Origin of the sequence: Runella sp. (genome assembly GCF_027484545.1) — a bacterium.
GTDB lineage: Bacteria > Bacteroidota > Bacteroidia > Cytophagales > Spirosomataceae > Runella.
Genome location: NZ_JAIXST010000349.1, coordinates 1 through 13740, shown reverse-complemented (window position 1 = coordinate 13740; position 13740 = coordinate 1). Strand labels below are relative to the sequence as shown.

Below are 13740 nucleotides of genomic sequence, written 5' to 3'. Positions count from 1 at the left end.
GAAAAATGAAAACCAACCTACTCGTTTTCTTGGTATTGGTGGCTTTGATAAGTTGCAAATCCCCAAAAGTCACGACCCAAATGGAACGGGTGTGGGTAGTAAAAGAGGCAACACATATTCAGGGTAGCCGGATAAAGGTATACGTAAAAGGACAGGGAGGAAATCTCTTCAATTACGATCCTTTTGTGTTGGATTTAAGCGATGCCAATTCGGTGAAATTTACGGATGTAGCCCAGGGAGGCGACCGCTTTGATTTTACGGGAAAATGGCGCGTTGAACAAAATGTAAAATTGGTTTTGTTTGATTTAAGCCCCGAACCTACCTGTAGCGACGGGGTCGATTGTGTAAAAGACGGCATTCAGTTTTTTATTGATAAAGTCTCGGAAAATGAATTGAAAATCAATCGATTGTATCGAAGCGACAAGACTGGAGATACAGTCAACGAGTATATTTTGATTCCTAAATAAAAAATAGTATTGAGTATTAAGTCTATAGTATTTTGACTGACAAAAATATTTTATATGTAGTTGATTTACAATATGTTATCGACTATTTTCAGTGCTTAATACCCAATACTCAAATCTAAGTACTGCTTATGAGAGGAAGGTTTATCTTAGTAGTGGGTTTTTTCCTGATGGGATGGGGCAGTTTTTCTGCTTTCGCCCAAAACCTGAACCTCAATTTCACGGGGCCGGGAACTCGTTCTATGGGAATGGGCGGTGCTTTTATTGGCATCGCCGACGATGTTACGGCCATTCACTGGAACCCGGCAGGACCTGCTACCATTGATTATAATTTTGAAACACTGGAAGAAGGCGAAGGAATGCACCTACTGATTTCGGGGCGAAATCGCTCCATCCAACTGAAATCAGAAACAACGCCCGCTACGTTTGCTTCCAACTTTGCTCCCGGTTTTGTGGGGGTACTCATTCCTTACAAACGCTCCGTACTGAAAGGAAAGCCCGTCAGTCTGGGAAGATTTGACCCCAGCGTGGTGTTTTCGGCGGCCTATCAAAGTGCGTCGGATGCCAATCAGTTTACGCTAAACCAAACGTCGACCTCGGCAACCGAAACCTTAAAAAGTACACTCAATTTGAGTACAGCTTCTATCTCGGCAGCGTATCAGATGTCTCCTTACATGTCGGTAGGACTGACGGCCAATTACTGGTTTGCTTTGGGAAATAAATTTGAGTATTCAGCTACGGAACAGCCCGGTAATGTGGTTCGCGGGGAACAGGGAAAATACAAAATTAGCGGTCTTAATTTCATCGGAGGGGTGATGTTTGATTTTTACGAAAACAACCTTCCACTACGCATCGGAGCACGGGTTTCGACACCGTTTTCGCTGCGAAATCAATTTTTGTCGGAAGGTAATGTGCTGGCAAGCAGCTTGGAAACCCGAATCAGTCGATCCTACGACCAAAAATACAAAATGCCTTTTACGGCCGGCGTTGGCGTAGCGTATCGCCCGTTCTGGCGAGTGTTGCTATCGGCAGATGCGGAAGTGCTTCCTTATCAAGAACAGGCCATCCAACAGACTTTTTTTGATTATAATCAGTTCAACAGCCTCAATCCGACCCGTGGAGTGCCCTTGCTGATTGACTTGCCGGAACGAGCTACCATTGCCAAGAACAATCATTATCAACTGAGAGGCGGTGCTGAGTTTTTTCTGGTAGATTCACCCCAATTTGAAGTGCGGGTCATGGGGGGGTATCGTCTGCAATCGTACCTCAACAACGACGGAACGAGCAGCAAAGCCAAAAGTTTCAGTTTCGGAGCCACGCTGTTTTTTGACCGTTTTAAAATTCACGGAGCTTACGAGCAAATGAAATATCCACAAGGTACGTCAACGTCGATTAATCAATACACGCGCAGTTATTTTTCCATTGATTTAGTAATGCTTTTAAGGAGCTGAGAAGAATGAATTTGGGAATATGAAAAAATATAGTTTACTAATTATCTGTTTGTTTGCCTGGCTTTTTTCTCGGGAAGTGAAAGCCCAGAAATTTGTTGATTTTTACAAAGCGGGAGCCCGGTTAAATCAGGAACAAAAGTGGGCGCAATCGGTCGAATACCTTGATGCGGCCCTGAAAGTAAGCAATACCGATACCAAAGCCATTGCGTCCCGGACCGGCAGGCCGTCGGAATATTTTCCAAATCGGGAATTGGGCGTGGCGTATTTTATGCAGGGCAAAAAGGACGAGGCAAAACGCTACCTCGAAAAATCGTTTTTGGACGAACCCACCGAGCGGGCCGTGGAATACCTGCGCAAAATTGAACCCAATTGGCAGGACCCGCGCTCATTGGCTGATATTCCTAAACCCCCCAAACCGCTGTTCGAGAAAGAACGATTGGAAAAAAGTACAGAGTCTGTGGAAGGCGGACAAAGTATTACGTTTAAAGTACCCGTTCGCAACGATGGTGAAGGACGATTTGAAAAAGGATTGGTGCGAATTGTCCCTCAAGCCATTGGTAAAGGCATTGAATTTGACCCCACCGTACTCGTGGGTGACGTCCGAGGAGGCAGTAATCGCATTGCTCAGGTTACGATTCGTACCAATGGTCAGTTGGTGGATGGGAAAGCTTCGTTTTTGTTGAAACTCGAAGGTGAATCAGGGAATGTTTGGGACGAAGTGCCCGTCACGTTTAAAACCCAAAGTCCGCCTGTACCGTTGGTGAAGGCCGTGGGTTTGGTAGCTTCCAACAACGGTCCATTAATTTTGGAAAAAGGACGTCGTACCAAAGCAGTTAAGCTTTTGTTGAAAAACGAAGGCCGTGGAATGTTCAACAAACCCACCATCACCCTTACGTTCAACGACCAATCCATCACACCGGGCGGCACTGCTCCCACTACCATTTTGGCGGGGGAAACCATCATTATTCCCTGCGAGCTTTTTATTCCGTCGAATTTTGCGGCTGCCACAGCAACCATTACTGTCAATGTAAAAGAGCCGAGCGGCTTGTACAACTTCAACGAAAAACTGACGGTGCCCGTACAGGAGCCGCTGATGCCTTTGGTTCATTTTGCCAAAGACGGTATAAAATGGGAAGGTACTCGCGAAGGATTTATTACCCTGCTTTCGCAACCTACGGTCAAATACAATATCATTAATGAGTCGGACGAACCCGTCAAAGATTTGATAGTTAGGATGGTACAAACGCCGGTCAATCCCGGGTTTTCGGTGCCGGGTTCTAAAAAAATAGCGGCGTTGGAATCCAACAAAGCTGCCGAAGATGAATTGAAACTGAGCGTTTTGCCCAAACTTCTCAAAGGGAATCAGGCAAAATTTACGCTCCGCTTGGAAAATGTGCAGGGGAAATTATTGGACAAAATGGAAGTGGAAGCCGATATTCTCTTGCCTCCAAAACAGGCATTTAATCAACCTACGGCGGAAGAAACCCACAAGTTGGTAGATAAAATTCAGGAATTACTGGACAATCAATTTGCCTTCAACCTGCGCTACATGGGCGATTCGCTGGAAACTAATGAGGCAAAAAGCAATTATCAACAGGAGTTGGTACGGACCTGTTTCAAAAAAGGAGATAAAGTGAGTATTTCCAATGACATTGTGACGGTAGAATTGATTAAATCTGGCAAATTTCCAGAGGCGTTTGAAGCGGAAAGTTATCTCAATAATTTGTCGTTGTGGTTTGGAAATTACCACGTCGATTTTGCCATCGATAAAGCGCGGTTTTCGCCGATGCTGTTCAATGAAAAAGGAACGCCCTACCTGGATGTGTACGTAAAGAAAAACTTTAGAGGAAAATCAAGAAGTAAAGATTTTCCCGGAGTAGAAGTGACTCAGGATAACCTGTTGCAGTTTAAGATGGTGTTTGACCGCTATAAATTACCCAATGGTAAATGGGATACGAAACAGGTGTTTATCAAAGGGATTGAAAAAGCACCAAGCGTCGAGATTGCTGCTATGACCTTTACCAATGAAGAATGGGAAGTGAAAGAAGCCGCCGAAAGAAACGATATTTTGTCGCTTTCTTCTACGTTGAATGGATTAGTTGAAACGATAAAAACGAAGTTGCCCACTACGGCCAAACGACTGTTTGCTGAGCCGTTTATCGGCAAAAATGGTAAAAATGTGGATGTATTTGCTTATAAAGTTCAAAACCAATTGGTTGCGTCTCTCAATTCCAAAAAACTAAAATGGGTAAATGCCGAAGAATGGGATCCTGTTAAAGCTATTCCCAACGAAGATTTTATCATGGAAGGGGGCTATGAACTGCAAAGTACGGGTTTAAAACTCACTCTTACGTTGCGAAATTTTCGGACGTACGAAGCTGTGGCACAGTTGGATGCTATTATTAATCCCGAACTCTTGGATATTGCGAACAAGTAGTTGACAACCACTAACATTGACATGAAATCTACCTGCTTTAAAATTATTTTTTGGGGATTCCTTTTGAGCGCTTTCGTCTCAAAAGCCCAGCAACCTTCCAAACCGGCGTATCAGGGCGAGTTGAAAGACCCTACGCGGGCAGAATTGGATGGTGAATTTAAAAAACGGACCGAGCAGCAGGTAGGGCGACTACAGGAGTACATACAAATCATTTCGGACAAAAAACAATCGGACGAAAACCGGGACAAAGCCATCAAAGAGGCCATCAAATTGTTTCAACCGGGATCTACGGTTCAGGTTTCTTCGGGCAAAAAAGGGGCTCAGGTCGTTTCGCGCTCGGTTGCTGATTACTTCCGACGGCTCAAAGCGCTTCAATATCCGCAAGTTGAAATTCTATTTTACGATGCCACTTACGTAGGCGATTACCGCAAAGGAGCCGATGGAGGGTATTACACGACGGCCACTTTTTCGCAGGAGTTTACGGGAAAAGATGACAAAGGAAACATTATCTACCAAGACAAAACGACCAAAGATGTGGATGTTTCTCTTCAAAATCTGATGGACGAGGACTTTTACAAACAAAATCAATGGATCATTAAATTCGGAAACATCAAAGTGACTGAAACCACGAAACAGGCTAAACCGATTAATTAGTTTACAGTTAACAGTTTACGGTTTGCAGTTTGAGGTTGAACTTGCTTCTGCCTTTTGCCATTTGTCTTTTTTGCTTATTGCCACTTGCTTTTTGCTCTTTTCAGTAGTTGGTTAATAGATCACGTGTAACAAAAATATGCTTCGCGCTTTTATCTTCTTGGCCTGGGTGTCGCTGACATCAAATCTTTGGGGGCAATCGTCCGCCAAACGAATGAAAACGCCTGAAAATCAGCTGCTGAAAGTGAAGCAATTGGATGAATTTTATGATCGATTCAATGCCAATCGACTTCCAAATGGGCAAAAAGCACCCGATTCGCTTAAATTATCTGCGGTTCGGGCGACTTACATCGAAAAATTGGTCAATTCGGAAGATAATCGCTGGCACAAAGGCCCGGACCGCGACCGACTCAAACGATTTTTGCAATTGGTTTGCGATGCCGATAACCCCTTGTTTATCAATAAGTTTGACGATCAGATTTACAGCATTGCTTCCTGTGGGGTAGAATATTTCAGTACGACCAATTTAGCCGATCTGTTGTTTCGCCGCAAAATCACCAATGACGTGCATCAATGGATTTTACTGGGAGCTTCAGACTCGTTTATTGAGCAGTTTGAACAAAAAATAGAACAACGCGGAGTAGTGCCTAATTCGCACGAAACCAATTTTTTAAGCCTTTCCAATGCCTTACGTTCAGGAACTCCTTTACGCAGTTATACCGATTCTACGTTCCGATTTGATGCGTTGAGTGCGTTCATTTTTGCCGTTGACAGTAAATTAGTGAAGTTTAATGAATGTGAACGGGTTACTGTCTTTCTTACCGGAATTAAAGGATGGGTCATCAAAATTGAAAGCTTTACCCGGGAAAGCAGCAACTCCGGATGGCTCATCAGCGATTTGATTGAGATCAAAGAAGAACCGTTAAGTAAGATCATGTTTCAGAATCGGTAGTTTTTAACCGTTTAGTAAATTCAGGTCTGATTAGTAGCTGTTTAGGTTTGTTTTATCCTTAATTTAGTTGAGAAAATTAACTAAAAATCAGAACGCATCATGGGCTTAAAAGAACACATTCTGCAAGTGCTGAAAAGCAATGAAACACGCCGCATCAACTTCAGTTTTATGGGAGATGATGGCAGAACTATCCAAATTGACTATACCGCTTTCCAAAAAGTAATTACGGCGATTGAAGGAGGTAAAATCACCTTCGGCGATGCTGCCACTTTGCCCTCAGGCTCCGACGGCGGTTATACAAGCGATGGGAATAGTTTTACCATTCGGCCTGCCATGACCTGGTCCAGACTTTTTAATGCCTTGATTGTACATGAATCTGTTCATGCCTATTTTGACATAACCAGCATGAGGCTTTTGGGAATAGACAGCGAAGCAGCAGGCTATATTGCGCAGGGTTATTATCTTCACAATTCAGGCTTTACCAGAGACATACCCGATGATTTAGTAAGCGTGGGCCGTCGTTGTATAAACACCCGAGCCACCGGACATATCAATTCAGATGACTTGACAAGGCTCCGTTCCAACATAGAGAATGACTCCCGTTACGCATCCATTCTGTTTAGAAATCCTGCAAGCAGTGATTTATTTAATGCCAGTAACCGGAAGTATTTTCAGGGAAACGGAGTGTAATTAAAGGTTGCGTTATCACTTTTTACATTCCCTCATTATTCCCTACCGTTTACTCAATACTTCTTGTGATTCATGTTGCCTTTTTCTAAGTTTGATTTACTTATCCTCCAAGCCCTACGCTATGCTCTCGACATTAACTTTCAGTAGTGATCTCAAACAAGCCATTCAAATTGCGCAGTCTGTAGCAAAAGAAAATCAGCACGCTACATTCTCGCCTGGGCATTTGCTTAAAGGCTTGTTAAACAATGATGTAGGTCTGTCGAGTGTTCTGGCAGTCTGGGGAATTGATATTCATTACCTCCGCGATTGGGCCGATATTCGCATCGAAAAATACCCAAAATCCACTCGTCTTGAGGGGGTAGCCCGCGGTGATGCTCAGGCCCAGGCTGTGTTTGAAGTATCGGACGTGATTAGGATGAAATTGGGAGAAGATGAAGTGTCGCCTTTGGCAGTGCTGGCCGCCATTGCCCGTCCGGGCGTAGGATTTCAGAAAGACCAACTCAAATCGTTTCCACTGACCGAAACCGAATTGCTCGAAAAAGCAATGGCCGAAGCAGGCGTACAAACTGCCGTTAGCCCTCCTGCCAACGGTGCGGTCAAAGGTACATCGGCAGCTACTTCAGTCGGAGGAAATGCAGGCGCTAAAGCCTTGTTTAAATATTGTGTGGATAAAACCGCCGTAGCCCGCGATGGAAAACTGGACCCCATTATCGGACGCGACAAGGAAACCCGTATGACGGTCGAAATCTTGGGGCGGCGCACCAAACCTAACGTAATTATTGTGGGTGAACCGGGCGTAGGAAAAACGGCCTTAGTGGAAGGATTAGCCCAGTTGATTGTGGCCGGACAAGTGCCGGGACACCTTCAAAATGCCTATTTGTTCCAATTGGATATGGGCGCGTTGATTGCGGGTGCTTCTTACAAAGGAGAAATCGAAGATCGCCTCAAAAATATCATTGCAGAAATAAAACAATACGAGCGGGCACTGCTTTTTATTGACGAAATCCACATCCTGATGGACCCTCAAAGCGGTGCGATGGGCCTGGTCAATTTGCTTAAGCCCGAATTGGCCCGTGGCGAGTTGACCGTGATTGGCGCCACTACGCTCGACGAGTTTCGGAAATTTATGGAGCCCGACGAAGCCTTTGCGCGACGTTTTGAACTGGTAAAAGTAGAAGAGCCCGATGAAACGACCGCGAGTCGGATGATTGGAAAGGTGATTTCGTTGTTTGAGGAGCATCATCAAATCAAGGTGGGCGATGGAACTATTATCGAAACTGTCCGTTTGGCAAGACGTTACATCAAAGACCGCCGCTTGCCTGATGCCGCCATCGACCTCATCGACCGTACCATGGCCGCCATGAAGTTGATGAGCGAAACCACCCAACAGGAAATAGATTTTTTGCGAACCGAACTCCTCAGTCTACGTGAATTGCACGGGAGTGGAGATCCGATTTTGTTTGGTCAAGAACTGCGCTGGTTTGAACGCCAACTCCATCATCGGTTGAGTCCGATTTTATTGGGACAGCTGGAAGAAGAATCAGAACTTGCCCAGATGGAATTGCCCGAAGCCGTGGCCGATTATCTGACGGATTTACTGCTAAAACTCGAAACATTGGGCGGACAGAAAAAAGAAACCGTCGAAAAGCACGATGTAGCGGCCGTAGTAGCCCATAAAACAGGAATTCCGTTGGGGAAACTTCAATCCAAAGAGCGGGAAAAATTGCTTCTTTTGGACGAGCACCTCAAAAAACGCGTGGTCGGTCAAGATCATGCGACCAAAGTCATTGCTGATGCTATTTTAGAAAATCGCTCAGGTTTGAGCCGCCCGGGACAGCCGATTGGCTCGTTTTTCTTTTCAGGGCCTACGGGTACGGGGAAAACCGAATTGGCTAAAACGATGGCCGATTTTTTGTTTAACGACGAAAAAGCCCTGATTCGTTTTGACATGTCGGAGTTTAAGGAAGAGCATTCTGCGGCTGTGCTATACGGCGCGCCTCCTGGCTACGTAGGTTACGAAGAAGGGGGCTTGCTGGTGACTAAAATCAAACAGCAACCCTTTGCCATTGTATTGTTTGACGAAATCGAAAAAGCCCACCCTTCGGTCTTTGATTTGTTCTTACAAATACTGGACGAGGGAACGCTCCACGATCGACTTGGGAGGGAGGGAGATTTCTCTAATGCCATTATACTTTTCACCTCAAACATTGGTTCGGAGTGGATAGCGGCACAGTTTGGCGCGGGAAAAATCCCCGCCTCCAACGATATCTTGGATTTGATGACCAAGCACTTCCGTCCCGAATTTTTGGGCCGTTTGACCGAAATTATCCCTTTCAGTCCGATTACGGAGAGCGCCGTAGTCAATATTTTCAACATTCAGCTTAAGCCACTCATTACTCTACTTGAAAAGCAAGGCATCACACTCCACTTGGATGACGAAGCCCGTAAAGCTTTGGCATTGGAAGGCTTCACACCCAAGTATGGTGCGCGGCCCATTCGGGGTGTAATTCGCAACCGCATCCGCCGCCCGCTTTCGCGCATGATTGTGTCGGGCGAAATTGGCAAAGGTTCGCAAATAACCCTGAAATTGGGGGAAGATGGGGAGTTTGAGTGGGTGAAAGAGTAAAAAGAAATAATTCATTTTTAACGGAAATGCACATGGGAAGTCCGGTCGTTGAGTTTAGCGAAGATGAAGATGAAAAAAAGAAGCAAAAGAACGCAATCGTTGACAAAGTTCTTGCAAGATTGACTGAACTGCACATTCATCTTGATTTGTACGAGTATGGGATTAAAGCCACTCAAAATTCCATTTATTAGGTGGGGATGGGTATAGGCTTTGAATTCAATTGTGTTGGTTGGGAAGCTTTGAAGCAAAGACTCGAAAGACACGAAAAATTCATCAGAGACGATGAATCAACTCTTTTGGGGTGTTTTATGGCCGCAAAAACGAAGGGGACGGGTTATCGTCAGAAAGGCCCTACTGAATCGGTTCATTTTCAAATCAATAGAAACAGTTGCGATGTTCACATTGATTCTCATGGGGTGGTAGATGATATGGGTCAATACTCTTTGGTAGGAATGATGGCGCATTTGCCTTGGGATCTATTGCCGTTTCTGACGAAAAATCACGGTTATCGCTGGCTTGCTCCCAATGTATTGCTAGCTCCGACGTTAGGCTTTTCCCCTTCGGTTCTGACTCGAGTGCAGCGATTTTATGAAGGCGGATTTAAGGGAGGGCTTCCAAGCATGGCGGAAGTAGCGAAAGGGTTTCAGGTAGGTTATGATGTTCAAATCATGGGTCATACACGGGTAGGAGGTGTGATTTCGTACGACGATAGTTATTTGACAAAGATAAAACCCTCTTTAGCATTTGATACGATAGGTAAGTATGGTAGATTGAGCACCCAGCTATCAATGGACGACGTATCGGCCGGGGCAACTCTTAATCTTGGCGAACATTTAAAATTAGAAAGTGCATTCTCAAAAACATTTGATTCTGCTGAAAAAGCGGATGTAAAAGTGAAAATATATTATCAAGTTGGTGACTGGTAACGCGTAACAGTACCGGCATCACGTAGAAATACCTCATTTTAAAAATCACGTAGTTGCACTCTAAAATCCCTGATAATCACCGATTACCTTTGTTATGTTCAATTAAAGCAATTGAAATTGAGGATATTAATTAAAAAGTAACTTGCATCATGGGACTTAATCAAACAATAGTTTCTTGGGTAAAATCAAAAGTAGGCACAAACGTAACAGGTAAAATTAGCGGTGCCTCCGAATGCTGGGATTTGGCCGAAGAAGCACTTCGTGAAAACCGGGCAAAAACTTCCAATGATGTCATGGGGAAAAGTTTTAAACCTCCCTATAAATGGGGTACAGCTATTAATTCATTTGGGCAGCTACAGGCCGGTGATATTGTTCAGTTTAAATTGTACAAATACACCGAAAGCAACGGCGCTTATCAGGAACGGGGAAACTCTTCCTGGCCTTATCATACAGCTATTATTGGGGCAGTTGTTGGAGGGGATAATGATGAATTGGAAGTCTATGAACAAAATATACCTCAAGGCGGTACTGTTCAATCCTGTACTTTATACTTCAAAAGTAAAAATACAATAACCGTCAAAGGGAGTTTTGCGAAAAATTGGTGGTTCTATCGCCCTATTGCCACTCCTTAAAAAGACATAACGAGTAAAAATACGTCATTTGAAAATCACGTATTTATACGCTAAAATAGTTGAAACATAGCCAATACCTTTGTTACGTAAATAAAACATAACCCCTAATTTATTCCTGACCATGGCAATCGAAAAACCCCAATTGGGCGGCGTCGTAATCGACGAAGGCACCAGTGAAGCCATCAAACTTTTGCACGATAACAAAACCGCCATCATCAGCAAGTTTACGGCTGATTCTATGAGCCAAGCGCCCGTAGAAGGCATCCAAAAATTACAGGACGCGTTTGATCATTTTCAACCTCAAGTGGATGTAACTCATACGACTGAAGATGGAGCAGAAGTGAACGAAACCCTGAATTTTACGAGCGTAAGTGCTTTTACGGTGAAAGGGATGATTGAGCAAAGCGGCTTTTTGCAGGAACTGAAAGGTAAAGAAGACGATTTTCAAACCATGATCAAGCGCCTGATGACCAACAAAGTATTTCAAAAACTGTTGGCTGACCCCGCCGGAAAAGCGGCTTTTTTGGAAGCACTCATGGCTATGATTGCCGAATTGGACGCGATTGACGAAGAATAAACAAACTCTTTAACTATGTAACCTATATTTCTATCGCAACGGCGTACCGTGTGGTTACATCCCCTAACCGAATGACGAACTTTTGCAACTGAAACCCGCTATGGCACAAGAAGAACAACTACCCCAATCGAAAGAACTTTTCAAAGAGAAGGCGGCCGCACCGCGTCCTTTGACTCAAATAGTCCCACAATTATCTAAATACGGTGGTTTTGAGTTTATTAAAACCATTGTGGACGGCACCGAAAATATGGATTCAACCAAAAAGGCGCGTAAAGCGATGTTTTTGGAAGAAGAAGATAACAAGGCCGACCGTAAAAAACTTAAAAAACGCCTTCAGGCCGTAGCTGATTTACTTTCAGCACACGATAATATAGCCGATATGGTAGCCGATGCCGAACAAAAAGCATCCTCGGCCGGTGAAACACTCAAATCCAATTTACTCAACTGCCTTAGTCAGACTGAAGAACTGGAGCGCTCGTATCGTTCATTGGCGTTGTTTTTTGAAAATACCGCCGAAGAAAAAGTTAAAAACCTGACCCTTTTCGATGCCGGCAACGACATGACAACCGATATTGATGGATTCAGCAATCCAACGGGGATTTTTGAGCAATTGGCCAAAGAACTTCGGGATAATTACGACCGCTTCGATTTAACAAATAACTATTCGCTGGTGGTGATACCGGGTTGGTTAAAGAAAAATATCATCGTGGATAAATGGGCTGAATTGGCCTATCAAAACAAGGCAATGTTACTTACCGACTATCGTCACTTAGACAGTGCCGAAGATGTGGAAGCGGCCTTTGACAAAGATAAATTGACAGGCTCGGATGCGTACAAATCGCACGTGATGATGCCTGCCAACTGGGTAGTTGGCCGTGAAGCCAACACCGATATTGGAGAAGAAGATCACCTTTTTGTTCCTCCGTCGATGGCCTTGGCCGGTTTGCTTTGGGGAGGCAGCATTGCCCAACCGGCGGCAGGTTTGGCCCACGGAAAACTCAAAATGGCGAGCGGAACAAAGTTCACCATGCGCAAAAACGAGGTAGCTCAATTGGAGAACCGAGGCTTAATTCCGCTCATTTACGAGTGGGGACGGGTGGTGCCGCAGTCGGCAAAAACGCTTTTTGATGGCGATAACGTAGGTTTGCAGACGTATAGTGTGGTTCGGGTGTTTGACTGGATTGGCAAAATCATGCAGGATTTTCTGAACCGTCGTACCTTCGAAAACATTGATAACAAGATGTTGGAAGACATCAAAAAGCAGATTTCCAAGTTCCTCGCCGAGATTCGCGGACCGGGCAAAATCATCGAAGATTATCGCAATCTGGAAGTGAAACGCCACCCCGAAAAACCTACGCACGTCATTGTTAACATGGATTTGAAGCCCTTTTTTCCTGCCAAAGTATTTGCCATCAACATGACAGGTACCAAAGGCGATTGGGATTCGGAATTGAGGTAGTGCGCCAATTATGGTGCTGATTTTGTAAGGGGCAATCGGGGTGTTATTTTTGTTTTACCAAGAACCTAAATAACCTACCTGATGTGTAATACACCCGAAAGATGCCCCCGTTGCCTTAGCACAAATGTAAAGAAAAATGGTTTTACAGACTATCTTAAACCTTGTAATAAGTGCAAAGATTGTAGATATAAATTTTCGGACCGCCGATGCGGTTGATAAAGGCAAAGACTGGTTCATTTCACCAGATAAGAAGGTTTATATAAAACGACTTTTGTCAGAGCGTATCTCTCTTCGGGGTATCTGTCGGGTCGTGGGTATTTCTTTAAGCTGGCTATTAGCTTTTATCAAAGAAATATACGCGGAATTACCCGAAGATTTAAATTGTAAAATTAATTTCAAGAAAGTAAATTATAACGACCAGTACTACATAAAATTAGCTGATAATGAGGCCGATGAATTGTGGTCATGGGTAGGAAATCGAAAAAATGTTTACTATGTTTGGCTGGTTATGCACAAAGATTCTCGGCAGATTATAGCTTTTCATGTTGGCGATAGAAGTAGAGAATCTGCCAAGGCATTGTGGGAGAAAATACCTCAACAAATTAGAGAATATGGATTATTTCATACCGATGACTGGGATAGCTACAAAACTGTTATTCCAGAGGGAAGGCATCTTTATTGCAAACAAAAAAAATACACAAATCATATTGAAAGATTCAACAATACCCTACGTCAAAGAGTATCTCGTTTGGTCAGAGAAACCCTCTCATTTTCTAAAAAATTAGAAAATCACATTGGGGCTATCAAATTCTATTTATGCTACCATAATTTGAATCATGCAATGGGGCTCTCAGCACCATAATTGAAGCACTACC

General features: G+C 44.0%; 12 protein-coding genes. All 12 read left to right on the top strand.

The window, feature by feature from the left end; all coding sequences use genetic code 11:
- The first annotated feature begins 5 nt into the window (after window positions 1–5).
- Entirely contained in the window at window positions 6–467 is a 462-nt protein-coding gene (locus Q0081_RS31180; RefSeq protein ID WP_298362943.1) for a hypothetical protein, read from the top strand.
- Between the two features lie 128 nt (window positions 468–595).
- Window positions 596–1915, top strand: coding sequence for a hypothetical protein (locus Q0081_RS31175; protein ID WP_298362941.1), 1320 nt, complete (start codon window positions 596–598; stop codon window positions 1913–1915).
- A gap of 19 nt (window positions 1916–1934) precedes the next feature.
- Window positions 1935–4352 carry a hypothetical protein gene (locus Q0081_RS31170; protein ID WP_298362940.1) on the top strand — a complete coding sequence of 806 codons (2418 nt, stop codon included), beginning with the start codon at window positions 1935–1937 and terminating at the stop codon, window positions 4350–4352.
- Window positions 4353–4373: 21 nt separating this feature from the next.
- On the top strand, window positions 4374–5006 hold the full coding sequence (locus Q0081_RS31165) for a hypothetical protein (protein ID WP_298362939.1): 633 nt from the start codon (window positions 4374–4376) through the stop codon (window positions 5004–5006).
- A gap of 136 nt (window positions 5007–5142) precedes the next feature.
- Window positions 5143–5955: a hypothetical protein gene (locus tag Q0081_RS31160; protein WP_298362938.1), complete on the top strand. Its 813-nt coding sequence runs from the start codon at window positions 5143–5145 to the stop codon at window positions 5953–5955.
- Window positions 5956–6054: 99 nt separating this feature from the next.
- Window positions 6055–6645, top strand: coding sequence for a hypothetical protein (locus tag Q0081_RS31155; RefSeq protein WP_298362936.1), 591 nt, complete (start codon window positions 6055–6057; stop codon window positions 6643–6645).
- A gap of 121 nt (window positions 6646–6766) precedes the next feature.
- Entirely contained in the window at window positions 6767–9271 is a 2505-nt protein-coding gene (locus Q0081_RS31150) for an ATP-dependent Clp protease ATP-binding subunit (RefSeq protein WP_298362934.1), read from the top strand.
- A gap of 239 nt (window positions 9272–9510) precedes the next feature.
- Window positions 9511–10197 (top strand): hypothetical protein, encoded by a 687-nt coding sequence (locus Q0081_RS31145; RefSeq protein WP_298362932.1) that lies wholly within the window; start codon window positions 9511–9513, stop codon window positions 10195–10197.
- A 149-nt stretch (window positions 10198–10346) separates the two neighbouring features.
- Window positions 10347–10829 (top strand): hypothetical protein, encoded by a 483-nt coding sequence (locus tag Q0081_RS31140; RefSeq protein ID WP_298362930.1) that lies wholly within the window; start codon window positions 10347–10349, stop codon window positions 10827–10829.
- A 121-nt stretch (window positions 10830–10950) separates the two neighbouring features.
- A complete protein-coding gene (locus Q0081_RS31135) occupies window positions 10951–11406 on the top strand; it encodes a hypothetical protein (RefSeq protein ID WP_298362928.1) in 456 nt (151 codons plus the stop codon).
- A 100-nt stretch (window positions 11407–11506) separates the two neighbouring features.
- On the top strand, window positions 11507–12865 hold the full coding sequence (locus tag Q0081_RS31130) for a phage tail sheath C-terminal domain-containing protein (protein WP_298362926.1): 1359 nt from the start codon (window positions 11507–11509) through the stop codon (window positions 12863–12865).
- 136 nt (window positions 12866–13001) lie between these two features.
- Window positions 13002–13727 carry an IS1 family transposase gene (locus tag Q0081_RS31125; protein WP_298362924.1) on the top strand — a complete coding sequence of 242 codons (726 nt, stop codon included), beginning with the start codon at window positions 13002–13004 and terminating at the stop codon, window positions 13725–13727.
- Window positions 13728–13740 lie beyond the last annotated feature (13 nt).

Bases quoted from the DNA above. Each gene is read 5' to 3' on its own strand.
- Q0081_RS31180 (WP_298362943.1), top strand. From the start codon at position 6: ATGAAAACCAACCTACTCGTTTTCTTGGTATTGGTGGCTTTGATAAGT.
- Q0081_RS31175 (WP_298362941.1), top strand. From the start codon at position 596: ATGAGAGGAAGGTTTATCTTAGTAGTGGGTTTTTTCCTGATGGGATGG.
- Q0081_RS31170 (WP_298362940.1), top strand. From the start codon at position 1,935: ATGAAAAAATATAGTTTACTAATTATCTGTTTGTTTGCCTGGCTTTTT.
- Q0081_RS31165 (WP_298362939.1), top strand. From the start codon at position 4,374: ATGAAATCTACCTGCTTTAAAATTATTTTTTGGGGATTCCTTTTGAGC.
- Q0081_RS31160 (WP_298362938.1), top strand. From the start codon at position 5,143: ATGCTTCGCGCTTTTATCTTCTTGGCCTGGGTGTCGCTGACATCAAAT.
- Q0081_RS31155 (WP_298362936.1), top strand. From the start codon at position 6,055: ATGGGCTTAAAAGAACACATTCTGCAAGTGCTGAAAAGCAATGAAACA.
- Q0081_RS31150 (WP_298362934.1), top strand. From the start codon at position 6,767: ATGCTCTCGACATTAACTTTCAGTAGTGATCTCAAACAAGCCATTCAA.
- Q0081_RS31140 (WP_298362930.1), top strand. From the start codon at position 10,347: ATGGGACTTAATCAAACAATAGTTTCTTGGGTAAAATCAAAAGTAGGC.
- Q0081_RS31135 (WP_298362928.1), top strand. From the start codon at position 10,951: ATGGCAATCGAAAAACCCCAATTGGGCGGCGTCGTAATCGACGAAGGC.
- Q0081_RS31130 (WP_298362926.1), top strand. From the start codon at position 11,507: ATGGCACAAGAAGAACAACTACCCCAATCGAAAGAACTTTTCAAAGAG.
- Q0081_RS31125 (WP_298362924.1), top strand. From the start codon at position 13,002: ATGGTTTTACAGACTATCTTAAACCTTGTAATAAGTGCAAAGATTGTA.